This window comes from Acidisarcina polymorpha (assembly GCF_003330725.1).
Lineage (GTDB): Bacteria > Acidobacteriota > Terriglobia > Terriglobales > Acidobacteriaceae > Acidisarcina > Acidisarcina polymorpha.
Genome location: NZ_CP030844.1, coordinates 14695 through 38477 on the forward strand (window position 1 = coordinate 14695; position 23783 = coordinate 38477).

Consider the following 23783-nt stretch of genomic DNA (forward strand, 5'->3'; position numbering starts at 1 on the left):
AAAGCGGAAATGAGAACTGCTTCCACTTCCTAATCATCTCTGGGATGGCGCTAAATCTCTAGTGCCATATCGACAGCGCTCCACTTTGCAGCGGACGACGAAGTCGTGAATGCGGGATGTAGAGCCTTGGAACACAGTCGATGATAGCGGACAAAAGGAGAATATGTCACTGTGGATCAAACCACAAGGTGGACGAGCTACTTGCCCGTCCACCTCTAGCCGACGACTACTCGTCGTCGGCCCCGTCCGTGGGGTCATCGGCTGCCTCTACTTTTGAAAGCCGCTTCATGCTGATGGCCTGGATCTCGGCGATCGTGTGCTTGAAGGGAGTGCCTTGAACGTCGCTTTCGACCTCGCGATATTTCAGTTTCCCCTCTACGCTGAGGAGCTGCCCTTTCTGGAGGTTCCTGGCAAACTTTGCGAGATTCTTCCAGGCATAGACGCGATGCCATTCGGTGCGGGTTTCGTACTCGCCTTTGTCGTTCTTCCAGCTCTCCTGGGTGGCGATTGAGAGGATGACGTACTCGTTCTTGTTCTGGGCGGTTTTGGCTTCTGCGTTCTGTCCGAGTCGGCCGATGAGAATGACTTTGTTGTACATGGTGTTTAGGCTCCGTTTCTTTTGGTTGTGTCCGCTGTCTGCGGTACACGCTTGCCCGGAGGGTGTGCCGTCGCGACCCACTCCCTCGGCGAGTGGAAAGAATCTGCGGAAGGGGCCCCAGACTTGCTATGGGGGAGGAGTCCGCACCTCGTGAGAGGCGCTTCAGCGGATTCTTGGAAGGAGAGCGTGCGTCCGAAGGGCGTGGGTGTACTGAGCGCGGCACGCTGAACGCAGACAGAGAGACAAACCGGAAGGGAGCTTTCCTGTTCAACAGACTTCTCTCATGGCGCAAGTCGCAGAAGCTAAAACCGCCCAGAAAACTTGAAGGGAGTCATCATACCCTCCCTTGCTGGTAAGAACGACAAAGGCGAGTACGAAATTCGATCCTATCGCTCGATCCATCTTCTCGCCTTGTCCATGGTTCTCCGGATGTACGCGGCTCGTCTGGGGGGCTGGAATGGTAACAGCGGAGTGAAGCTGTTGCCGGCGCAGATCGCGAACGATGCTGTGGACGAAGCTTCTCCTAAGATTGAAGCAAGTCGGCTTCAGGTTCCATTCACGTGGAGTTTCCCGGTAAGGCATTGTTGACCGTCGATGGAGCTCCGCACGCGGAGCCGCCGCGCATCATCCTGGAGCATCTTCTTCGGTGATTGAGCTTAGAACGGGGACGCGGGTGTGTGTCGTGGCCGGGGTGACTGACCTTCGGTGCGGCTTCACTTCCATATCGGCAGCATGAACTGGTTTGGGCCACCTGAGGGATAACCAATACCGGGTGCTGCGATATGACGCTCCGGCAGTGCTGCGGGAGGATAAGCGAGCCACACGTTGCAGTAGAACGGAATGTTGAACTCGCGCTTACCCGCTTCGGCTACTGCGTTTACGTAGCGAGCCTGATGCCCAGGCCTAAAACGATTCATCCGCCACACCGGGAAATACCTCGCTCCACGTCCCGGACGCTTTCCGAGCGCTTTGACAAGCTCAGCCGGCACCTGTTCTCCAAACTCGCGATTTGAGTCGGTCGAGTAGTCGCGAGCCGCGCCGCTTGATTGGCCCCGACCTGTATTCAAGTGATCCATCCTTTTATCTGGGGATTCTGGACACGTATGCGCGGCCCGACAATCCACTCTGGATCCCAGAGACCGGCCAGGGAAATGAATATGCGCCTTATTTCTTCGCGGCGCTGGGTCGGGGAGCCATAGGCTTTTCCCCTTTTGGAATCGATTGGGTAGGACGCTTGCCGGACGGAGTTGTGCCCAGGGTACATGCTGCAAACTATGCCCTTGCGGGCTCCATGGATCGTACGCTGGCGAAACTCAACTTCGCGGGCAAGATCAAGACGATGATCGAAGCTGCAGGAGGCGCTGACCAACAGGTAATCTTCTATCCAAACAGTACACCTCTAAATGCTAGAAATTCTTTCGGGGCAAGTTCGCCTCCAGCGGATGATGCGCTCATCGACATTTCCACTCTCGCCAACGCGATGGTTTCTCCCGGAGAGGCGGGCAATGTTGCTACCCGCACAGCGGATCAAAGCGGAGCCTGGGTTGCCGAAGTCCGATTCGGATTTCCGCAGCGCGACGGTGAGGCAGCTCCTGGCTCATCCGACAAGTCGGGTCGGATGCTGATTGCTCAGATGAACCCCAATGAGTACCTGGTAACCGGCATTGGCGGAGCTGTATTCTTCCACCGTCCCGGTTATCTACCCGGCATTCGAATGCAGATCCTCAGCGCCGAAGAGGGTTACTTCACCCCATCTAGGGCGTCAGGTGCGCCAGAGGAGTGGCATCGGATTCGCATCCTCAATGGCGACGAGACGGATCGCAGTATCCGTTTTCCCGACCCACATGCAGTCCCGGCTAGAAGCAACTCTGCACCGCATGCCGGAGGGGATACGGAAGGCCCCCTCCTTTTCAGGACCGTCCTGTTGCGGTTCGCATCCTTTTGGACCGATTCTAGTTCCGCCACAGGACTGCAACAGGGCGCCCGCACAAAGGCACTCACGTCGGTATCCTGGATCGTACAATCTCGCTTTTTAGAGGCAAGAGTAAGCTCGTGAGCGAACGCGGTGAGCCTCAGTCCCTTGAGAGGACTCATCCCAGTGTGCCTTCGTTATGCAAAACCATGCGTAAATAGACTACTAGGACCCACGCCGCGCTTTTCGCCGGAGGGACTGTGGGGGCTCTCCATAAAGCCGCACAAAGGTGCGCCGCATGCGTTCGGGATCGTAAAATCCCACAGCGGAAGCGATACTTTCCACTGGCTCCGTGTCATTCTCAACCCGATTTCGTGCAACCTCCGCTCTTAGCCGTTCCACGGCCTTGGCCGGCGTCTCACCTGTTTCAGCCTTGAACAATCTGCCGAACTGGCGAGGGCTCAAGTGGGCAACTTCCGCGAGCCGCTCCAACGAGAGCGATTGCGTCAGGTGTTCCCTCGCATAGCTCAGGGCAATCCTGATGCGGTCTGTTTCGGGTGCAATTTCAGACATTGTGGAGAATTGTGATTGGCCGCCGGGCCTGCGGTAATAAACCACCAACTCCCTAGAGACCTCAAGAGCTATAGCGGCACCGTAGTCCTCCTCAATCATGGCGAGCGCCAGATCGATACCGGCGGTCACGCCTGCGGAAGTCCAGACGCGGCCATCTTTGATGAAGATTGCGTCGCTTTCTACGCGCACTGCTCCATGCTCACGCTGTAACTCGGCCGCTCTTCGCCAATGAGTCGTGACACGCAGTCCATCTAACAACCCACATTGCGCCAGAACAAAAGCTCCTGTGCAAACGCTCGCCGTACGCCTTGTCTTCGACGATGCAGATCGAATTGCAGCGCTGTCCGACGGCTTGAGCAGCCAACGCGCGCCTCCAACCACAATAAGAGTGTCAAAGCGCTTCCGATTCAGGGAAGAAGTTTCAACGGACAGTCCGAAGCTATTGCTGATTGGGCCGCCCGGCACCGACACCATGCGCATGCGATACGGCATTTGCTGGCTGTAACGCTCTGCCAGGGCGAACGCACTCATGGGACCTGCCAAGTCGAGCAGCAGGTAACCGGGATAAAGTAGAAAGCCGATCTCTTTAGCCATGGCGCAATTAGAGGGAACAACGTCCTTTACGCCATCCTAGCACGGGCGCAGACTCATACCTATGAATAGGCGAACGTTGCTCCCACGCTCTGCGGCCTTCGGTCATGGCCCGGTTATCTCGTCACTCCCAACGGAGACAGTGTTAGCTGCGACGAGCACGGACCCTGGCAGCGGCGCACCCGAACATCAACTGAAAGACAGATCAAATCCGCTAACCCTACCGCAGTGCGGGGTTATACCGGTAGCCTTTCCTATCTCCCAGGGTGTAGTGATCATTGATTTCTGTGGACCGTGGGAGGTCTTCAACTCCGCCGATCTTCCCGGCCATCAAGGAAAGGTATTCGAAACCTATACCGTCGCTGAGACTCTTGAGCCGATTACTGCAAGCGGCGGGATGAAGATCATTCCCAACTACACCTTCGAAACCGCGCCGCCACCCAAGGTCGTCGTCATCCCCGCACAGGGCGGAGCGAACGAAGCCATGCTGGCGTGGATTCGATCCGTCACCAGGGCAACCGATGTCACCATGGCGGTCTGCGTCGGTGCTTTCGTTCTGGCCGATACAGGCTTGTTGGCCGGAAGATCCGCCACCACCTTCCATAACGCATATGCACGATTTGAGGCGCGGTACCCCGATATCCACCTGAAGCGCGGAGCCAGGTTCGTGGAAGACGGCAATCTCGCCAGCGCAGGCGGGCTCTCGTCCGGCATCGATCTCGCGATTCGAGTCATAGAGCGCTACTACGGGCGGGAAGCAGCCGAGAAGACTGCATATCTGCTGGAGTATCAGGGCAAAGGTTGGCAGGACTCAAATTCGAACGAAATCTACGCAAAGTAAGCGGCCGAGGTCGTGCATCGGAATGCGATCACCGCCAGGGCTTGTAAGTCATCCAACATCAACCCCAAGGAGGCACACATGTTTGCAGTGATGGGAATCACCGGTAATGTAGGCGGAGCAGTCGCAGATACGCTTCTGCAGCACGGAGAACAGGTTCGTGGTATCGTCCGCGATCTTTCTAAAGCGCAGGCGTGGCAGGGTCGAGGCGTCGAAGTCGTCCCCTCGAACTACGACGATCTCCTAATCGAAGCCTTCCGCGGAGTCGAAGGCGTTTTCATCATGATCCCGCCAAACATGGTTCCTGAGCCCGGCTTTCCGGATAGCGTGGCCCGCATCGCGGCCATCAAGAAGGCGATCATCGCAGCCAAGCCGCCCAGGGCTGTCTTTCTTTCTTCCTGGGGTGCTGAGCAGCCCTCAGGTCTCGGTTTGATCACTCCAAATCGCATTCTCGAACAGGAGCTGGCAGACACAGGGGTTCCCGGTGCGTTTCTTCGCCCCGCCTGGTTTATGGAGAACCTTGTGTACAGCCTCTCCGGTGCTCGTTCCTCTGGCAATTATTTCTCCTTCTATCAGCCGCTCAAGCGTCCTTACGCGATGGTTGCCACAAAGGATGTCGGCGTCATAGGTGCGCAAACACTGCTGCAGTCCTGGCATCGTAATCGATTTATTGAAATCTCCGGCCCCGCTTCTTACTCGAGCGAGGACGCAGCTGCCGCGCTTGCAGCGGCGACGGGTCGGCCCGTCACTGCGGTCGCCGTGCCTCGGGAACAGTGGGTCGACACACTAGCCCAGAACGGCATGCCTGGCGATCGCTCCGGTGCCTATATAGAGATGGTCGACAGTCTGAACAGCGGTTGGATCCACTTCGGTGTTCCTGGGACGGAACAGGCCAAAGGCGGGATCGACCTAATTCCCACCGTAACTGCTCTCGCAGAAAAGTCCGAATAACCTGTTGATCCGGTCAGGATTTTGTCAACTCAAGGAGTATCCATGCATACCTTTCCCATTCATACACCCAGCTCTGCCCCTGCAGCGTCGAAGCCTGCCCTGCAGCAGTTGCAGGACGGGTTCGGTTTTATCCCCAACGTCGCGGGCGCGATTGCGAACTCTCCTGTCTTGATGAAGGCCTTTGCTGCCGTTTTTGCAAATGTGCACAGTGGCAGTTTCGCCGAAGACGAGATACAGGTCGTCCTGCTTACGGACGCGGTTGCCAATGCCTCCGCCTGGGCTGTTGCCTTTCACAGCACCTTGGCCCTCCGGAATCACGTGTCGAACGAAGACGTTAAGGCCATCCGGGAGCGTCGACTGCCAAGTCAACCAAGACACGCAGCTCTTTCCGTCCTCGCACGCCAGTTCATCGAGAAGCGTGGACACATCTCTGCTGCAGAGATGCAAACCTTCCTGGATGCCGGCTTCAAGCAAGAACACATCCTGGAGATCTTGACAATCATTGCTGCTTCAACCATCACGAACTACGCCGCGACCGTCGCCAACCCACCGCTGGAACCACAGTTCCAGGAGCAATCCTGGAATCCGGAGGCGTAAAGGAGATCGTCCCATCTGTTCGATGCTCGTTCAAAGAGCATCGCTGGAAAGACGCAATGGGCCTAAGCCGCCCACTCATGAACTCCCAACCAATCATCGTACTTGTTCATGGTGCGATTACTGACGCTTCCCTGTGGAGTCTTGTTGCCCGGCAATTACAGCGCAAGGGTTACACCACGATTGCACCGCTTTGCCACTGCGCGGCCTCCAAGCTGGCGCGGAGTACCTGTCTTCAATCCTTGCAACCCTCAACGGCCCCTTTGTGCTCGTGGGACATTCGTATGGAGGATCGGTGATCTCGCACCACATTCTCACCAGGCATTCCCTAAAATCGCTTGTGTTTGTTTCTTTGCCGTCCGTCATCCACGATGAGGATGCTCAAGGGTCGCCGAGGGACTTCTTCACCTCGTCGGTGCGCATTCCTGGCTTCACAGTCTTGCTTTGAGCTGCGGAGACGGTCGATGGATCGGCGACAACTTTGTCAATCGCTCTCTTCACGTCGTCCGCGGTCGCGGTGTCGAGGCCGGGGAATCTCACATTCAGTTCCGCCATCGAGGTCGAACTCCTCACTGTGGACACCACAACGCTTGGCGATGGCCAAGGAACCCGTGATCAGCCCGGCGATTGGAGCTTTCTACGCGGCCACCCAGGAGCTAGGAGTGGCGAACCAAGTGACGACGTTCACCATGTCGGACTTCAACCGCGCCTTTCAACCCAATGGGAACAACGGGAAGCGATCACGCCTGGGGAAGCAATCTCTTCGTGCTTGGGGCGCGGCGAAAGGCGGAAGAGTCTCCGGAACCATGCCCACTCTCGCTCTCGGCGGGCCCCTGCAGACCACTCGAGTGGCGTTGCTTAACAACGCCGGCTATGAGGTGGCAGCCGTTGATTCGGATAACGCCGCCTTGGCACTGCTTGAAACGGAGCACTTTGATCTCATCTTGATAGGCGGAATTCTACCATCGAACAAAAAGGCCTTGACCAGAGGCTTCGGGAGAGGTATCCACATCTTCTGGTCCTTAAGATCGAGAACAGAATGGATACGGATAACGTTTATCCATCGGAAATAATCGATTCCCAGCCGAATCATTTGATCGGAGTACTAAGACGCTTGCTCGGGGATGCGTTGACACTCAGCCCAATCCACGTTCCAAACCAGACCGGAACAGAAGGCCATCGTACCTGAGACTTTGGGGCATAGTGACCGGGTACAAAACCTAGGGTTATGGCTCTTGAGCGAGACTTTTTAACTTTAAAGCAGCTTAGTGGTTCGGTTGGTCAGTGCTATCTGTTCATGAATCAGTTTCAATCTACAGGCACAAGAAAACGGCTCCGGGAGGAGCCTTGTTTTCTTAGATTCACTTCGCCGAGGTGTTAAACAATCATTGGCCAGAAGATGGCGGGGGCTGAGCAATACTGCTCACGTGCCGTACTTAGCACCACCTCAAAACGAACTGAAAAGCTAGAAATGACAGTTTTAGTGATAGGGGCTGCACTGAGTTCGGAGCGCTTACTCAATGTCGTTTTGCATGACTGAGCGCAGGTGTTTTGACGGGAACGAAAGTTCGGAATTCCTCCGCTCCGATCAATTCTTTGCGGACAGACTCCGCTAATCGCGGCTCGTCCATTTCCTTCATAACGCTTAGAAGGGTCGCCTTTTCCCTTGCCGTAGGTTCTTTCCTTATCTTTAGCATTCCATCATCTTGATGCAAGTCGAGGACGAAGTCTGTACTGAATGGCTCACCTGCCTGAAGTGTGGTGGACTCGTGACCCCTGTTCGGCGAATATGTTGTATGAGAGCCGGCCGGACTGGACAAGAGCGTCACTGGCTTTGTCTTTTAATCCAAACTGGATGAGGCGGGGATTGTTATATTGCGAGGTGACTGTTCCGAATCCAGCACTCCCTAGAGTCGTATTCGGCCCCAAATACTGGTGTGTTGAAGAGATTGAATGCCTCCGCTCGAAACTGGACATTCAAGCCGTCTTTCAAGAACTGAGTGTTCTTGAATAAAGAGGCATCGATCGTGTCAGTTCCATCAGTTCGCAAGTTGGATGTCGTTCTGCTGACATTGCCAAATGTGTAAGGTGCCGGCTGAACGAAGCAGGACGCATTGAACCAGCCGCTTACCACTCTTTGATACTTTGAACCGGAGCTGTAAAGAGCTTTGTTTCCTACCCGACATAGTCTAAGCTTGCGGGGTACACCGTGAGAGAGACGGTGTGGAAGAGGATTCATGAAGAATCCGGCACAAACTGCATTTGACCCAGCAGCCTATCTCGCCACCGCCGGTCTCGGCCATGTGATTGTGCGCTTGATGGAAGGCGAAGTCTTCTTTTCGCAGGGAAGTCGCTGCGAATCGGTCTTTTACCTTCAAAAGGGCCGGGCCAGGCTCACGATTGTTTCCGCAGCCGGAAAAGAAGCCACGATCACCGTTTTCACGGCCGGCGACTTCATTGGAGAGGCATGCATTGCGGCGGCTGCCGGGCCGCATCTGGCGACAGCGACAGCTGTCACCGGGTGTGCTCACAAGAGCCATTCTTCACTCTGCTTTTAGGCGCTCTCCTCGCCAGCGAGAGTGGTGCCCAAGAGCCATTCTTTGACCTTGTTTGCCCACGGCGGCTTGCTCCCGTACTTCCGCTCGCACCACTTCGGCGCGGCCACGCGCCATATTCGAAATTTCGACACCTTCCGCAAAGCGTAAGCAAGTCCCTATTACCCAGCAACAATCTCAATTGTCATGGCCGATATGCTTATACTGCTTTTATGGCAGAATTCCAGCTTTTGCCTTCCGCCAGCTCGCTTTCGACCCTCCCACCGGGGTTCCCGCAGCCGGCTGGCAGGATCCTGACCTCAAACCCGCTCCCCGTGGTCTCTCGGGCGGCCCGCTTGGAGCCGGGAAGGGAAGTCAGGCGTTCCCGGCAGCGGGTGCTCTTCTGCCGCTGCGGGTCGGCCTCGATCTGGGCCCGCGGTCTCTGCCAGCGCTGTTACAGCCGGGTGCGGGCCGATGAAAGACACTTTGCCGGACTACGCGATCGGGTGCTCGCCCGGGACCGTCATACCTGCCAGGGCTGCCAGGCGACGTCGATCTCGACCGTCCTCGCCGTCCATCATCGCCAGCCGGGGGTCTCCTCACTTGAACTTCTGGTCACCCTCTGTCCGGCCTGCCATGCCTTAGTCGAACGCACTCAAGTGCTCTTTCGCGATGTGCCCGAACTTCTCCGGCGCCTCTGGCGGGAGCTCCATCCGGCGGCGAGCGAGCAGCTGCCGCTCTTCCTATGACCGGCCCCGCCCTGGTCCCGATCGCGCCGCCCGCTCCGGTAACTTTCGACTGGCTCCGGGCGATCGTGCTGGCCGGCGTTGCCTCTCCCTATTCGAAGCGCAATTACTCGCGGGCCTTCGACGAGCTGGGAAAGTTCCTGGATTCGATCGAAGAGCCGCTCTCCCGGGCGAGCCTGGTCGCCTACCGGGCCAAGCTCCTCGAGCGGAATCTTTCGGCTTCGACGATTAATGTCCAGCTCTCGGCGATCCGCCAGCTGGCCGCCGAAGCCCGGCGCAATGGGATCCTCGACTCCGAGACCGCGGCCTCGATCACCGATTTCCCCAATGTCCGCCAGCAGGGCACCCAGACGGGAAACTGGCTCAGCCGGGACCAGGCGAAAGAGCTGCTCGCCGTGCCCGACCAGGAGAAGCTGATCGGCAAGCGCGACCATGCTCTTCTGGCCCTCCTGCTCGGCTGTGGACTACGCCGTCAGGAGCTGGCCGTGCTCCAGTTTGAGGACATCGTCGAGCGCGAGGGCCGGGCGGTGATCGTCGACCTGGTGGGAACGGGAAGGCGCGTCCGGACGGTGGCCGTGCCTTTTTGGGTCAAGCAGAGCATCGACCGCTGGACTGCCGCTGCTGACATTCAAGATGGACCCCTGCTCCGGCCGGTTTCGAAGTCCGGCAAACCGGGCAAAGTGGCTCTCGGAGATTGGTCGGTCTGGTCGGTCGTCGAACGGTGCGCCAAGGAGATCGGCATCGCGAATTTCGGCACCCATGACCTGCGGCGGACCTGTGCGAAGCTGTGCCGGAAGTCGGGCGGCGACCTCGAGCAGATCAAGTTCCTACTTGGCCACTCGTCGATCCAGACCACCGAACGCTATCTCGGGTCTGAGCAAGAGATTGCCGTGGCCGTCAATGACACCTGGAGCTTTTAACACGAATTGCTCGGAAATGACCGCAGGGCTGGTGACAGCGGAGCATCTCGGTTTAATGAATTTCAGTTTAATGATAAGAATGGTTCTTTGTTGGAGTGTTTATGTCTCATGCGTCCCATGCGGCTCACGTCGCCACCCTGATTGATGATCTGTCAGACGTCTCTCTTGCCCAACTAGCCGATCTGAGGGAATATGCCCAAGCGCTGCAATTAGAGGAGGGGACCGTTCATCTCGAACGATCGATTCGTGACCGGGAAGCGCGCCGCGTCGAGTTGTTTTCTCTTTTGCAGCAGGCCGCCTTCGGGCCACCGTTGGAGTAAAGTCCCATATGGTCCCTGCTCTGCCACTCATCGATTCAGACGACCGAACGATATCTGGGCTTCGAACAGGAGATTGCCGCCGCCGTCAATGACACGTGGAGCTTATGAAGGGGAAGTGCCAGCAGACGCGAAAAGGGTATAGGCTGTTGGTCGCATTCAACATTTTGCTGAATGGACTTTATGACTACTCCGGAAAATGCACTGACAGAAGAGGAACGAAAGCTGCTCAAGGCAGCGGTCGCTCATGCCAACGCCAACCCCTCCGATTGCCATGTAAGGATTGACCGTATTTTATATGGTTTTCGAACCAACCTCACCGAATACGCCGAAGTCGTTACCGAACCCGCTGACAAAGAGAAATGGGAGACATCGTTAAAATGTCTCATCTCGCAGGATTTGTTGCGCCACGTCTCGGCAGGCAATCAGAGCTGGACTTATGCGGTCACCGACAAAGGATTTGCTGCGGCCGAGTAGAGTGCTTTCCCGAGAGAGAATGCCTTCTCGCCAGATACCCGGTCACGGCTGCCGGCCAGGTGATAGAGATAAATTTTCCTTCGGCAGTTCGGCGCGCTGCCGGGCTGCCCGGGACTTTCTCATAACTTTCTAGCCTCACTGGTGGAATCGTGGGTAAAGCGACAACACATGGCCGTGGTTTTACCTGCCATCGTTCTTATCTTTTGAGCGTCTTGTTCGTCGAAAATGTATTCAAAGCGGTTCGACGCGACCTCGTATCCAAGAAAGTTAAGCTTCGGAGCGTTTCTATGACCCATTAGCAATTACGCTGAGAGCCTGCAGAAAATACATAAGGAGATCTTCTGCCTGCTGCTTTTCATCTGCCCTTTATTGATCATGTGCATGAGTTCGATGCCTGAGAGAAGGATGCGAGCATAGCGGAGTCTTTGAAGCCGAGCATCGGTCGGGTTCGACATTTCATCGCTCGGTGATCCTGTTCGACGATGTTGTTCAGGTACTTGGCCCGGCGGATGACGATCGGCTTGCGCCGCCCGGCGTTGACGGACTCGAGAGCCGCCATATTCGAGCCACTCTATCGATTGTCACCTTCCCTGGTATGCCGCTCCATTCCATTGCCTGTTCGAAGAATCGGCGTGCTGCGGCTTTGTCGCGATGCGCCCGCAGCAGCTAATCGATGGTGTCACCTGCCTTGTCTACGGCACGATACAGATACTTCCACTCACCCTTCACCTTGATATAGGTCTCGTCCATCCGCCAACTTCGCCCAACTTTGCGCTTGGAGCGCCGAAACGCCTTCTCGAGCACCGGCAGCACTTTAATCGCCCAGCGGTGCACCGTCGAGTGATTGACAGAGATCCCGCGCTCGGCCATCATCTCCTCCAGATTCCGAAGGCTCAGCGGATAGGCACCGTACCAGCGGACACAAAGCACAATCACATCCAACGGATAGTGCAAGCGTTTCAACACCCTGGCCAGCAATGGATTCAATGCCTGCTTCATCGTTCGCCAACTCCTCACAGTCAGTGCAAAGGTTAGCAAACCGTCCTACTGCGACAAAACTACAAGCTGTACATAGGGACGAATCTGCTGATCCGGACTAGAATCCTGGCAGATGCATCGTTGGGTATGCCGCTATAACGTCGCCCCGACCGGGACTCGCGGACTGCTGCAAAATATAGCTGTCTTATCGTGTAGCTCGGGCCTCCACGGAAGGCAGCTGTGGAAAAGGAGCGTGCGGCTCTTGCTGGTACCAGTAGGCAGTGGAAGCGAAGTCATCGTCCAGAGGTCGATACGTTCCATTAGGCCACCAGCCGAGGTCCTGAATAACGACCTTTAAGTCTTTGTGGAAGACTATCGGATCGAGCACGTGCCAGCGGTAGAGGCTCCATTCCATGCCGACATCATATTCTTTGCTTTTATGTTCGAGAACATTTCCCAGGTAAAGCGTCGAATATGTTGCAGGAAACCCCCAGTCCGCTCCGAAGTAGTCTTCTGTTCCAGTGCCGGCGAGGGTGGGGAAAGAGGTGTCGCCGTCGATGAAGAACTTAACCTCTCCTTCGCCTGCCCATCCTTTAGCAAGCTGCATCCAAGACAAAAATGTCCCGACATACTTTCCTTCACCCCGAACACCGTCAAGAATGGTAAACACCGGATTGCTGCGGTCGACCAGCGCATGCCGCCACTGCGCATGAAAGTATCCAGCGGACTCCGGGACGGGGCCTAGCTGGTAGTCAATCTGATAAGTCAATAACGGTAGTTCCTTATCGCCGTCGTTCGTGAATGTGATCCGCGTGTGTTTGCGAAAGGGCATTGGCCAGTAGCAGTTCATTGAGGCCATGGGGTTGTCGACAACCATAGCCGAATTAACAGGGGCAAAAGTCTCGTGTCCGATAGCAAAGAAATCCGATAGTGGAACTTCGACTGATGGAGTCGGCTCATTGTCCCAATAGAATCGCAAGATGCTCGCGCGCCCGACACCGTGAAAATCCTGGCTACTGGCCATCCAAATGTGTTTTATTGTGCCAGGACCGGAAACGTCCATGATGGTGACCGTCGAGTGAGCCGGCACTTTGATGAAGGGACGCACCTTCCAACCGCGACCGAGCTCTGCAGCCGCCTTTGAAAAGGAGAGATCGGGATCGGATGGATCCGGGGTAGCCATGGCCCCCTTTCCCTTCTCGCCGGTGGGATTCTCCGGCGACACCATCCGGGAAACAACATTGGGACTCAGCAGATCGATAGCGGAGCCGGTTCCCGGGTCACTGGCTTGTGCAAAGGTAGCGCGGTCGCCAAATATAATCACGAGCGCACCCAGCAATGCTGGGCTGATTAGAAGTGCACGCTTTAAAGAAGTAATTTTGCTCAATGAACGGGGAAAAAACAACCGATTTTGAGTAATCGTACTGCAATGCCAGACCCGTGATGCACAAGACATGCGATTCTCTCCGTTAGGTGGTATGGGCTCCAGATCTAGCTCGCCGGGCAAAGAACAATAATTCGACGTTGCTGTCTTTGCGGTGGAAGGCTTCGTGATCTTGAAAGAGACCTGTATCACGAACCCCTGCTTACACGATCGAATGAGACGTAAAGCACCGCTTCGCCGTTATCGACAAATTGAAGTGGCCATTATGTTCCTCGAACTGAAAAGTTCTTAAAAATACTTGACAACCGTAGTAGCCACCAAATATATCCTTGAGCGGAAGATTAGACAACGTTAACTTTACCGAAAAAGTGAACGTTCGTGAATGCAATGAGTTTGAGGGAGGGTGGAAGTGGCAGAACATAACAGGACTTTCAGCGAGCCAGGCTCGGCTAAAAACAAGAGGGTTAGTTTGGCATGGAGTGATACGTGGACTGCGTTAGCTTGGGCCTGCTTGTTTCTCGTCGGTCTAGCGACCCCACCCTCAGACATCCTTGCGCAAGCATTCGTAAACGGTGCAATTACCGTCTCCGTGATGGATTTGGCGGGGGCTTCACTGCCGGACGCTACGTTGACATTGACAAACATCAGCACGGCAGCCGTGATCGTCGAAAAATCTGATGCTTCTGGAATAGCCAGATTCGTTAACCTTCCTCCAGGTAACTACAGGTTGCAGGTTGACCACGCCGGCTTCGGGGCAATTTCTCAGTCGCCCATCGTTGTAGAGATCAACAACACAGTACGCCTCAGTATCACTATGCAGGTCGGATCCGTTGCGCAGCAGGTTCAGGTGACGGCAGAGACCCCGCTCTTGCAACCTGAGACTTCCTCGCTCGGCCAGGTTGTTCAAGAGCGCGCCACCAACGAACTACCGTTGAATGGCCGAAATCCGATCGCTCTCGTAGAGCTGGTTCCCGGCGTGATTCCCCAAGCAGGCGCCGGCCAGAACCCTGTGACAGGGAACTCGTTTGCGCCCGGGAACTTCCAAATCAACGGCGGAGCGGCAAACCAAAGCGCGGCCTATTGGGATGGCGTTCCAATGAATGCCGCTGGGTACAATAACGAATTGGCAATCGTTCCTACTCAGGACGCGCTAAGCGAGTTCAAGGTGCAAACCGCAAATCTTCCAGCCGAATATGACCGGTTCGCTGGCGGAATCGTGAGCTTCATTACTAAGTCTGGAAGCAACAAACTGCACGGCGAGGCGTACGAATACATCCGCAACAAGGTCCTGAATGCCAACAACTTCTTCAACAACAGGGAAGGCATTGCCAACCCGCAGTTTACCCAGAATCAATTTGGCGGAAACTTGGGCGGCCCCATTCGTAAAGAAAAATTGTTCTTTTTTGGAAGCTACGATGGATTTCGGATTAGGCAGGGAGTTCCCTATCTGTTAACTGTGCCCACAGCAGCGGAACGCACAGGAGACTTTTCTAACCTCCGTGACGCAAGCGGGAATTTGATCCCTATCTACGATCCAACCACGACGACCCAGGTCAATGGAACGTATACCCGGCAGCAATTCCCCAACAACATCATACCCGCGGGCAACCTGGACCCGACCGCTCTCATCCTCGAGAAGTATTGGCCCCTACCGAACACCACCGGAACCCCAAACACCCAGGCGAACAACTGGGCGGGCAATGAAAGCTCAGGCGGCAACATGAACGAATATATCGGCCGCATCGACTGGACGATCAGTGAAAAGCAAAGGTTCTTCGGCCGGTATGCCTATGAAGGTTGGAACAAGCTTGCGGATAATGTCTTTGGCACCGGCGTTGTGATTCAGCCAGATGGAGGCGGGCAGGGATTGAATACGAATACCAATCAACAAGTCGTACTCGATGACACCTATGTCTTTACGCCCAATTTAGTCGGGGATTTTGCGGTCGGATACCTGCGAGCGGCGCTTATCGTAACTCCACAGACCGCAGGTTTCGACTTATCGAGCCTCGGCACCGGATGGGCTGGACTAGCAGGGTCGGTGCCACTGCAGACGGTTCCCGGCATCAACCTCTCCCAAATTACCGGATGGAACAGCGCGACCGGATTGTTGATTGAGGAATATACGAACGATTTCGACGTGCTTCCCAACATAAGCTGGGTAAGAGGGCACCACTCGATGAAGTTCGGTCTCGACTACCGGCTTAGTCAGGTGAACTACCTCCAGGGCAACGGAGTCAGCGGCAACTTTAACTTCAATTCCAACTTCACGTCTAGTAGTCCAAACAGTCCAGTCGGCGGATTTGACTTTGCCTCCTATCTATTAGGCGATATGGCCTCTGGAAATTTCGTGAGTCTCAACTTCCCCGCAGCACAGAAATATTACGAGGGGTTCTACGTGCAGGATAACTGGCAGGTCACTCCTAACCTCACGATAAATGCAGGTTTACGCTACTCGTACGATAGCGCTTTTACCGAGCGACATAACAGGATCAGCGTCTTCCAGCCAGATGCCATCAACACAGATGCCTCTCAGTCCGGTCTGAATATCAAGGGGCAACTGGCACTCGTCGACACCCCGGAACGGCGAGGTCGAACAGGTTTCGACGCTTTTGCTGGAGCGCTCGCTCCCCGATTCGGCTTCGCCTACCAGGCAACTCCTCAGACAGTGGTTCGCGGTGCCTACGGGCTATTCTGGCTGCCTAACATCCTCACCTATGGTGCAACGACCCCCGTCGCTGATCCGATTAATGAGTACACCACGAACGTCACATCCTCGTTAGATGGGGGCATCACTCCCTACAATCATCTGAGTAATCCACTTCCGAACGGCTTGATCAAGGCTCCGGGCCGAGCTGCAGACATCAACGCCTACTTCAACGGTCTGGGGCCTGGAGTACAACTGGCTAACAACCCATATGCTTACGTTCAGCAATGGAATCTCGATATCCAACGCGAGTTGCCTGGGCGCGTCTTCCTGGATGCCGCGTATGCAGGTGCCAAGGGAACGCATTTGCCGATCGACTACCAGCAGATCGACCAGCTCCCGCCTCAGTACATGTCTCTGGGTTCCGCACTCATTAACCAGGTGCCGAATCCATTTTACAATTTGCCAACACCAATCAACGGGAACCTCTCCGGTCCGACAATCAGCGCCGGCCAGCTGCTCTTGCCCTATCCCCAGTACAACGGTCTAAGCGTCGGAAATAACAATATCGGATCTTCGAATTACAACTCATTTCAGTTGAAAGCACAGCGCAACTTCTCTTCCGGACAGACCATCCTGCTTGCATATACGCTGTCAAAAAACTTCAACAACGGAGCAGAAACGCAGACAACCTGGCTCGATGGAACCGCGGGAATTCAGAATAACTACAACCTGGCGGGGGAATATTCTCTTTCAACCTTCGATGTCTCACAGAGGTTGATTGTGAGTTACGTGCTGGACCTTCCTGTAGGCAAAGGGAAAGCTCTCCTTAGCGGCGCTCACGGAGTCGTCGGCGGCATCGTATCGGGTTGGGGAACGGATGGGATCTGGACGGCCCAGAAGGGAACTCCGCTCGCGTTCGGCACAGCCAGCAATCTCACCGGCTCGTTCGGCGGAGGATCTCGACCGAACTACAATTTCGCTGCCTGCCCGAATGGAGACGGCACCTCCGGTTCAAAGTATCAAAGAGTGGTAAGCGGCTGGTTCAATGCGTCCTGCTTCGTTCAGCCGGCACCTTACACATTTGGCAATGTCAGCAGAACGACATCCAACTTGCGAACTGATGGAACTGACACGATCGATGCCTCTTTATTCAAGAACACTCAGTTCTTGAAAGACGGCTTCTTGAATGTCCAGTTTCGAGCGGAGGCATTCAATCTCTTCAACACACCAGTATTTGGGGGGCCGAATACGACTCTAGGGAGTGCTGGATTCGGAACAGTCACCTCGCAATATAACAATCCCCGCCTCATCCAGTTTGGATTAAAACTAATGTATTAGAGGGTCGGCCGCATACCACCTTCATCGCGGTACCGCCGGACAAGAGTCTCTTGTAACTTTCTATCGGAGATTGCCCCTCAAAGGGCGGTCTCCACTTTTCTTGAACTCGCCTGATACGTTGTGGGCGTAAACTTGTTTCTGAGTCAATTCTTGTTGTCCGGTTAATGTCGACCACCGATCCGAAGCGCACGCTCCTTCTTTAAAGAATTGCCATGCCTCTGACACGACGTTCCTTTCTGACTGGACTTGTGACCACTACCGCCGTTCGTTTCACCGCACAACAAAGCGGTTCCGCATCTAGAGATCTCAGATCTCAGCCTAGGGAGAAACTATCAGGCAAGCCCTTCTCCCGCTTTGTGGATGTAGCACATGCCTCGGGCTTAACTCAGATAGTGCCCTATGGCGGGGTGGACAAGAAGCAATACATTCTAGAAGCCAATGGCTGTGGCTGCGCTTTCATTGACTATGACAACGATGGCTGGATGGACGTGTTCCTTCTGAGCGGCACAAAGATCGAGGGTGCGCCGCCTGGTGCCACAAACCGCCTCTATCACAACAATCGAGATGGGACCTTTACAGATATCACAGTAAAGGCCAATCTCACTTCAGTCGGTTGGGCGTCCGGTGTCTGCGTCGGCGATTACAACAATGACGGATTCGATGACCTCTTTTGCACTGCTTACGGACGCAATTACCTCTTCAGGAACAATGGGAACGGGACCTTCACCGATGTGACGAAAGAGGCCGCCCTTCTGAGTGCAGCAGTACGATGGGGCACAGGGTGTAGCTTTCTCGACTACAACCGGGACGGACATCTGGACCTGTTTGTAGCTAACTACGTGCAGTTCGATATCAAGACCGTTCCCCTTCCAGCCCAGAACCCATCGTGCAATTTTAAAGGGAACCCAGTCTATTGCGGACCGCGAGGCCTTCAACCCGGTCATCACTCGCTCTACCGTAATAACGGGGACGGGACATTCACCGACGTTAGCGCCGAATCTGGAATTTCAAAGTCAACGAAGTCCTACGGCTTGACGGTTGTGACGTCGGACGTAGACCAGGACGGCTGGCCCGATATTTTTGTGGCATGCGATTCGACGCCCAGCCTTCTGTTTATGAACAATCGCGACGGCACCTTCCGGGAGGAAGGAACGATGCGAGGTGTGGCATTGAGCGGAGATGGTTACGAGCAAGCAGGAATGGGCGTTGGGGTAGGTGACATCAATCTCGACGGTCATACCGATATCCTGAAAACTCACTTCTCCGGTGATGCGAGCGGCCTTTTTCACAACGATGGCAAAGGCTATTTCGATGATGTCACCTACCCCAGCCACCTGGCCGTGGAGACACGCTATGTCTCGTGGGGAGCGGGAATCGTGGACTTAGACAACGATGGCTGGCCGGATCTCTTCGTAGTCACCGGAAGCGTATATCCGGAAATGGAGGCCAGGATTCCAGAGTATGCGAATAAGGGACCTCGAATCATCTTTCGCAATCTGGGAAACGGTATCTTCGAGGAACTCACGGGCGCTGCGTATCCGGTCTCCGGCCAGCTTCACAGCAGCCGAGGTTGTGCCTTCGGCGATTTCGACAACGATGGTGATCTTGATGTCCTCGTCATGAATATGAATGAGCCACCATCTCTTCTGCGGAACGATGTTCCATCGGGAAGCCATTGGCTCAAAATTAAGCTGCTCGGTACGAAATCGAACCGAAGTGCCATCGGATCGAGAGTGCTTGTTCGTTTTGGGCGCAAACTACAGTGCCAGGAGCTCTTGAGTCAGTCGAGCTACTTATCGTGCAACGACCCGCGGCTTCATTTTGGTCTCGGTCCCGAACGAATCGCAGACGTTGACATTCATTGGCCTGCGGGAGGACACGATAAGTTCTCAGCTATAAAAGCCGACCAACTGATTACCATTCAGGAAGGAGCCGGAATAGTGCCAAACCATGGTTGGGCCAACGCTCATGCCAAGTAAGCTGAGGTGGTTACCGCCGAGTCTTCGTAGTTACATTACCTTCTTCGTGGCACAACGAATGTCCCCGCAAGTCTCGTATCAGTATGTCTATGACTGTCACTGAATATCTGGTCAACACTGTGAATCAGCTCGAAACGTATTTGTATGGTGCCATTCTGTGCGCCGGGCCGACCTCCTTCCTGGTTGTCTTGATTGTTATGGCAGGTGGCAATCTTCCATTGGCCCTTGCGCAAAACGTTAGCACGGAAGCCCTCGATCATTTTCGAGCGGCTCATGAAGCCCAACAAGCGGGCCGCTTAGATGAAGCCGCAAGGGAATATGAGACGGTAAACCATCTTCAACCAGGCATTGCAGAGGTATCTGCAAACCTGGGACTGGTGTATTACGCCCAGGCCAAATTCGCCGATTCTGCGCATGCATTTCAGACTGCCGAGAGGCTGAAGCCAGATTTGCTCGTCGCCAATCTATGGCTTGGAGTGGACCTGGTTAATCTGAACCAGCCGTTGAAAGCGGTTCCCTACTTGAAGAGGGCAATCTCCATACAACCGGAAGATCAACAGGCGCAGCGATGGTTGGGAACGGCTCTATGGAATGCGGGAGACACTTACAAAGCATTGGATCAATTTCAGAAAGCCAATCAACTGTTCCCCACTGACCTTGACATCCTCTTTGTGCTCGGAGAAGCCTACAGGAAAGCGGCAGACAAGGAAATTGATGCGGTATTGTCTCAGGCCACTGGAAGCCCCTTGCTAAATGTTTCGTATGGAGACAAATATCGCGAGGAAGAGGACTGGACGAAAGCGATTGCGCACTACACTCTCGCACTCGATAAAGATCCACGCTGCGAAGAGGCTCGCCTCGGCTTAGGAGAGGTCTATCTCATGCAAAATTCCTTGACGGACGCTCAAAACGAATTTCATGCTGACCTCGAAAACAACCCTCTCTCCGCTCGCGCTCACGCGGGTCTAGCCAGGATCGCATTGCTTACGGGCGACTATCAAAAAGCGCTGGATTTGTTAGACCATGCTCTTCGGATCTCTCCGGATGAGACCGCAGCCAGCCTGGGGTTGCCTCCATCTTCTGTGATCGTCGAGGACCCTGGAATCAAGTTGCCGCGCGAAGAACTCGAGCGCGCAAGTCAGGCGCTTCACCAGTTGCCAGAGAGCAATTCTCGCAGTCTCGCTAAAGCTGCTATCGATGCTGAGTTAGGCGTGCCGGATTGGGAGGCAGAGTGGAAGCAATTCCTCCAGGCTACCGCCCGACCTCAAGTAAATCAAAATCCTTACGCGAAAGCACGCGATAGTTTCTATCGAAGGGACTTCGATTCGGCGAAAACGGAAATTCGCGTGTGGCTAACATCCCATCCGGGCGATCTGCAGGCAAGATACCTGCTGGCGAAGACTCTAAGAAGTCTCTCAGTGGAGACGTTAGATCGCCTTTTCAAGCAGGATGCCGATTCCTACCGCACCCATCAGTTGCTTGCACAGGTCTATGCCATGAGAGGAGAGAATGAAAAAGCGCTCGCGGAGTACGCCAGGGTAGTACAGATGAATCCCTCTCTCCCTGGCGTTCACTTCGAGATCGGGCATCTTCTCTGGGAAGGTGGTGATTCCGATCATGCGATCGAAGAGTTGAAAAAGGAACTTCAACTCGACTCTGCTAATCCAGAAGCGAACGGAGAAATGGGAAGTATCCTGGTCGAGCAACATCAACCGCAGAATGCGCTACCCTTTCTGCTGGCAGCCGTCGCTGCATTACCTGACCGTACCTTTCTCTATCTGCAGCTCGGCAAAGCATACTACTTGCTGAAGCACTATCAACAATCAGAGGCTGCTCTCAGGAAAGCGGCTCTTCGGGATGATGACGGTAGCGCGCATTATCAGCTGGGAGTGCTCTATCGCGCGGAGAGTAAACCCGAAGATGCCAGGCGTGAATTCAGCAAATCCGATGCAATCAAAGCGGAGCGGCTTGCCGACGTAAAACTCGTCCCCCAACAAGCCGCACCCAATAACTAAGATCGGTAATGTGTCTCTACGGATGAAACGCCACAACCTCAGCGAGGCGAACGCCCAGGGTTGCTTGCGCAATATGGTCCAGTGTCGTCGAGTCCCCGACCAGATGAATCGTTCGCTGTGTATGCTCGACCGAAGCGTGCGGCGCCAGGGCCGCCGCTGGCGACGAGGATTCCATCTCAAAGAACTTGCCCAATTGCGGCTTGCCGGGCGCCGGGATGCCGTCGTTGTAGCAGTTTGCGACGTCTCCACTGTAGGGATCCTGCTGTATCTTCCATGCGGAATTCACGTATTCCGTCACGTTTGGCGGCTGCGTGAACTGCACGATGGTGAGCACATGATTCGTGGCGTCATAGCTGCCCATCAAGCCTTTGGACCGTCTAGGGCTAAGCCCTAGCTTGGCTCGATAGTTACTATCGGCCTTAAAGAAAACGGAATCGCTTCGCACCGAAATTCGATCGGCAGGCACTGGCCCGAAATAGTCGGTCGTCACTGGAATCCCGAGCTCTGCTGTAGGTCCGCTTCGTATTGGAAGGATGATTGTGCTGTCCGGTGTCGACTGGAACTGGCCAAGCACCCATAGCGAGAGAACGCCGGTAGTCTTGCTCCAGCCTGTGGCCGCCATATTTGTAAGCTTGTTATTCGACTCGAAGCCGACCACCTTGACATTGTCTGCAGCCTCAATCCCTAAGTCCTTCCAGACCTCCGGGGTCGTGAGCAGCCGAACCTCCCGGTTGATCTCTACGTCGAAGTTAGTCCCTGAGTAGTTACTCAGGTGGAAGGTTTTGCGGAGAGTTATTGAGCTCTTTTCTTGTCGAACCACGTCAAAGGGTTCCGTGTCGATCGGCGCAGGGGTATACCAGTGGGCCAGATCAAAAGGCTGCCCGTGAGCGAAAAAAACGGAGAACTGGCCGCCCTCAGGGCCCAGCCAGAGACGATCTTCTCCGCCCACTGCATTGATGTGTTCCTGGACCTTCCCCGACTCGATCAAATCGCGATTGACCCATCCAAAACCCCGCCCGTCAGGCCCTGTGGCGGAGCTGGTGAGCACTCTGCCCTGCATCGCCGGCCACACGGCGATAGAGGCCCCTCCTTCGGCGCCCGAGAGAACAATCACGTGACCGTGTTGGTTCACAAGAGAGACCGCATCTCGGAAGGTATCGTTAGGAGATCCCTGGGCGAAGAGAAGTTGGCCGGCAAAAGAGGATGCAAAGTAAGCTGCGGCTGCGGCAACACAAATCATACTTCTGTTCATTGATAGCTCCAAACGCCTGCATAAAGACCTGGTTCATAGCGACATGATAGTCCTCCGTTCACCATTCGTAGGTCCAGGTATAGGTGGTATAGGTTGTCTTGAAAGGTTTGCCATAGGGACCAAATACTTTGTCGCTGCGTTTCTCTCCGCAACGGCACGCAAGACGAAGTCCGCCTGAAAATAGAATGGGGTCGATCACATGAAATCGATATCCGGAAAAGGAACTGTCCTTTTCGTCCCGGTGCGTTAGCCCGGCCTGCGGCAGGTGGTAGAGACCACGGTTGAAGTAATAGGTTCCGAGAAAATAGTCCTCAAGGCCTGAGGAGAGGAATTGCGGCTCGCGCGCTCCACCGATATAGGCGCGCATCTGTCCCTCCATGAACTCGAGACTCGTGCTTCGCGCCGCCATCGTGACTTGGAAAACCATCCCCGCTTCTGGTACCCGGCAAAGATCGAATTCATCCAAAGGCTGCACCTCCTGATCTTCGATCTTGTGCAACCTCAATCTAGCCCTCTCCGGCAGAATGAATCCTCCAACCTCGACATGATGATTCTCAAGGCCGCGTATAATCCACCAGAAGACTGTGCTGCGAGGGACGCCAGCCGGGAGTTCCGCGGTGACACGGATGCTCTTCGAGAAGGGAATGCGATAGTTCAGAAATATGCCGCTCGGATTGCCCGTGATCCCGCTGTATTCTGTCCCCCACGGTGCTGCAGGATCGGCAAATCCAACTCCCACGCCAAGACCCAATTCCATGTCGATGGATGGAGCTTGTTCTCCGTCGACATAAATGCGAAGGCGCAACCTTGTGTAATTCGGGAAGTCACCCCCAAACCACATATGGTCAAGGTAGCCATTACCCTTCTGATTCGCAAGCTCCGCTTCTGCATGTGGAAGAAAGGGTTGTTCTTCTTTTCCGACGTGTGTAAAAGTAGTGGCGCCAGTGAAATTCGTGCCTTCCTGGGTAGTCGCTAATGCTGCTGCGCGATAGGGACTAGCTGATACTCCTGTCAAAGATAAGCCGGCCAGGGATAAAGAGAATGCGCGCCGATCCATAGTCACTCCTCAAATTGATGCGTAAGATTCAGCGATGTTGGCGTAGGCCGCCGGTTCTTTAAATCATGCAGCAAAAATG

21 protein-coding genes and 1 pseudogene are annotated in these 23783 nt (G+C 54.9%); 13 read left to right on the forward strand and 9 right to left on the reverse strand.

Features of this window, described 5'->3' with window-relative positions:
* Positions 1 to 226 precede the first annotated feature (226 nt).
* Positions 227 to 598: a single-stranded DNA-binding protein gene (locus tag ACPOL_RS32500; RefSeq protein WP_114211475.1), complete on the reverse strand. Its 372-nt coding sequence runs from the start codon at positions 596 to 598 to the stop codon at positions 227 to 229.
* A gap of 713 nt (positions 599 to 1311) precedes the next feature.
* A complete protein-coding gene (locus tag ACPOL_RS32510; RefSeq protein WP_236657633.1) occupies positions 1312 to 1665 on the reverse strand; it encodes a hypothetical protein in 354 nt (117 codons plus the stop codon).
* Here ACPOL_RS32510 and ACPOL_RS32515 point away from each other — a divergent pair.
* A complete protein-coding gene (locus ACPOL_RS32515) occupies positions 1641 to 2654 on the forward strand; it encodes a DUF5597 domain-containing protein (RefSeq protein WP_114211497.1) in 1014 nt (337 codons plus the stop codon). The two genes, ACPOL_RS32510 and ACPOL_RS32515, sit on opposite strands and share 25 nt — an antisense overlap.
* 81 nt (positions 2655 to 2735) lie before the next feature.
* On the opposite strand, the gene ACPOL_RS32520 is transcribed toward ACPOL_RS32515, so the two are convergent.
* A complete protein-coding gene (locus tag ACPOL_RS32520; protein WP_114211472.1) occupies positions 2736 to 3677 on the reverse strand; it encodes a GlxA family transcriptional regulator in 942 nt (313 codons plus the stop codon).
* A 61-nt stretch (positions 3678 to 3738) separates the two neighbouring features.
* Here ACPOL_RS32520 and ACPOL_RS32525 point away from each other — a divergent pair, with 61 nt between their 5' ends.
* The 3 genes from ACPOL_RS32525 to ACPOL_RS32535 all read left to right on the forward strand — a co-directional run bounded on the left by ACPOL_RS32525 (position 3739) and on the right by ACPOL_RS32535 (position 6060).
* Positions 3739 to 4515: a DJ-1/PfpI family protein gene (locus ACPOL_RS32525; RefSeq protein ID WP_114211498.1), complete on the forward strand. Its 777-nt coding sequence runs from the start codon at positions 3739 to 3741 to the stop codon at positions 4513 to 4515.
* 78 nt (positions 4516 to 4593) lie between these two features.
* The gene (locus tag ACPOL_RS32530) at positions 4594 to 5463 is read left to right on the forward strand and encodes an NmrA family NAD(P)-binding protein (protein WP_114211470.1); all 870 of its coding nucleotides are present in this window, start codon (positions 4594 to 4596) and stop codon (positions 5461 to 5463) included.
* A 42-nt stretch (positions 5464 to 5505) separates the two neighbouring features.
* Positions 5506 to 6060 carry a carboxymuconolactone decarboxylase family protein gene (locus ACPOL_RS32535; protein WP_114211469.1) on the forward strand — a complete coding sequence of 185 codons (555 nt, stop codon included), beginning with the start codon at positions 5506 to 5508 and terminating at the stop codon, positions 6058 to 6060.
* Between the two features lie 378 nt (positions 6061 to 6438).
* Here the strand turns inward: ACPOL_RS32535 and ACPOL_RS35350 are convergent, their stop codons facing one another.
* Positions 6439 to 6612, reverse strand: coding sequence for a hypothetical protein (locus ACPOL_RS35350; protein WP_236657632.1), 174 nt, complete (start codon positions 6610 to 6612; stop codon positions 6439 to 6441).
* A gap of 41 nt (positions 6613 to 6653) precedes the next feature.
* On the opposite strand from ACPOL_RS35350, the gene ACPOL_RS32540 reads away from it, so the two are divergent.
* On the forward strand, positions 6654 to 7130 hold the full coding sequence (locus ACPOL_RS32540) for a DUF1501 domain-containing protein (RefSeq protein ID WP_236657631.1): 477 nt from the start codon (positions 6654 to 6656) through the stop codon (positions 7128 to 7130).
* Positions 7131 to 7927: 797 nt separating this feature from the next.
* Here ACPOL_RS32540 and ACPOL_RS36870 read toward each other — a convergent pair.
* The gene (locus ACPOL_RS36870; RefSeq protein WP_479686132.1) at positions 7928 to 8296 is read right to left on the reverse strand and encodes an outer membrane beta-barrel protein; all 369 of its coding nucleotides are present in this window, start codon (positions 8294 to 8296) and stop codon (positions 7928 to 7930) included.
* Here ACPOL_RS36870 and ACPOL_RS32550 point away from each other — a divergent pair.
* The 5 genes from ACPOL_RS32550 (at position 8295) to ACPOL_RS32570 (ending at position 11051) form a co-directional block, all read left to right on the forward strand.
* Positions 8295 to 8615: a Crp/Fnr family transcriptional regulator gene (locus ACPOL_RS32550; protein ID WP_114211500.1), complete on the forward strand. Its 321-nt coding sequence runs from the start codon at positions 8295 to 8297 to the stop codon at positions 8613 to 8615. The genes ACPOL_RS36870 and ACPOL_RS32550 overlap by 2 nt on opposite strands.
* A gap of 209 nt (positions 8616 to 8824) precedes the next feature.
* Positions 8825 to 9340 (forward strand): HNH endonuclease, encoded by a 516-nt coding sequence (locus ACPOL_RS32555; protein ID WP_150133237.1) that lies wholly within the window; start codon positions 8825 to 8827, stop codon positions 9338 to 9340.
* A complete protein-coding gene (locus tag ACPOL_RS32560; RefSeq protein ID WP_114211502.1) occupies positions 9337 to 10257 on the forward strand; it encodes a tyrosine-type recombinase/integrase in 921 nt (306 codons plus the stop codon). The genes ACPOL_RS32555 and ACPOL_RS32560 overlap by 4 nt, the downstream gene beginning before the upstream one ends.
* A gap of 101 nt (positions 10258 to 10358) precedes the next feature.
* The gene (locus ACPOL_RS32565; protein WP_114211503.1) at positions 10359 to 10577 is read left to right on the forward strand and encodes a hypothetical protein; all 219 of its coding nucleotides are present in this window, start codon (positions 10359 to 10361) and stop codon (positions 10575 to 10577) included.
* A 180-nt stretch (positions 10578 to 10757) separates the two neighbouring features.
* On the forward strand, positions 10758 to 11051 hold the full coding sequence (locus ACPOL_RS32570) for a hypothetical protein (RefSeq protein ID WP_114211504.1): 294 nt from the start codon (positions 10758 to 10760) through the stop codon (positions 11049 to 11051).
* A 302-nt stretch (positions 11052 to 11353) separates the two neighbouring features.
* Here the strand turns inward: ACPOL_RS32570 and ACPOL_RS32575 are convergent.
* Positions 11354 to 12050 (reverse strand): annotated as a pseudogene (locus tag ACPOL_RS32575) (IS6 family transposase).
* Positions 12051 to 12234: 184 nt separating this feature from the next.
* Positions 12235 to 13353 (reverse strand): glycoside hydrolase family 172 protein, encoded by a 1119-nt coding sequence (locus ACPOL_RS32580; protein WP_236657656.1) that lies wholly within the window; start codon positions 13351 to 13353, stop codon positions 12235 to 12237.
* A 529-nt stretch (positions 13354 to 13882) separates the two neighbouring features.
* Here ACPOL_RS32580 and ACPOL_RS32585 point away from each other — a divergent pair.
* The 3 genes from ACPOL_RS32585 (at position 13883) to ACPOL_RS32595 (ending at position 21395) form a co-directional block, all read left to right on the forward strand.
* A complete protein-coding gene (locus tag ACPOL_RS32585; protein ID WP_150133238.1) occupies positions 13883 to 17401 on the forward strand; it encodes a TonB-dependent receptor in 3519 nt (1172 codons plus the stop codon).
* 212 nt (positions 17402 to 17613) lie between these two features.
* Positions 17614 to 19380 carry a CRTAC1 family protein gene (locus ACPOL_RS32590; protein WP_114211506.1) on the forward strand — a complete coding sequence of 589 codons (1767 nt, stop codon included), beginning with the start codon at positions 17614 to 17616 and terminating at the stop codon, positions 19378 to 19380.
* Positions 19381 to 19469: 89 nt separating this feature from the next.
* The gene (locus tag ACPOL_RS32595; protein WP_161557713.1) at positions 19470 to 21395 is read left to right on the forward strand and encodes a tetratricopeptide repeat protein; all 1926 of its coding nucleotides are present in this window, start codon (positions 19470 to 19472) and stop codon (positions 21393 to 21395) included.
* A gap of 16 nt (positions 21396 to 21411) precedes the next feature.
* On the opposite strand, the gene ACPOL_RS32600 is transcribed toward ACPOL_RS32595, so the two are convergent.
* On the reverse strand, positions 21412 to 22647 hold the full coding sequence (locus ACPOL_RS32600; RefSeq protein ID WP_114211508.1) for a DUF6786 family protein: 1236 nt from the start codon (positions 22645 to 22647) through the stop codon (positions 21412 to 21414).
* Positions 22648 to 22705: 58 nt separating this feature from the next.
* The gene (locus tag ACPOL_RS32605; protein WP_114211509.1) at positions 22706 to 23704 is read right to left on the reverse strand and encodes a DUF2961 domain-containing protein; all 999 of its coding nucleotides are present in this window, start codon (positions 23702 to 23704) and stop codon (positions 22706 to 22708) included.
* Positions 23705 to 23783 lie beyond the last annotated feature (79 nt).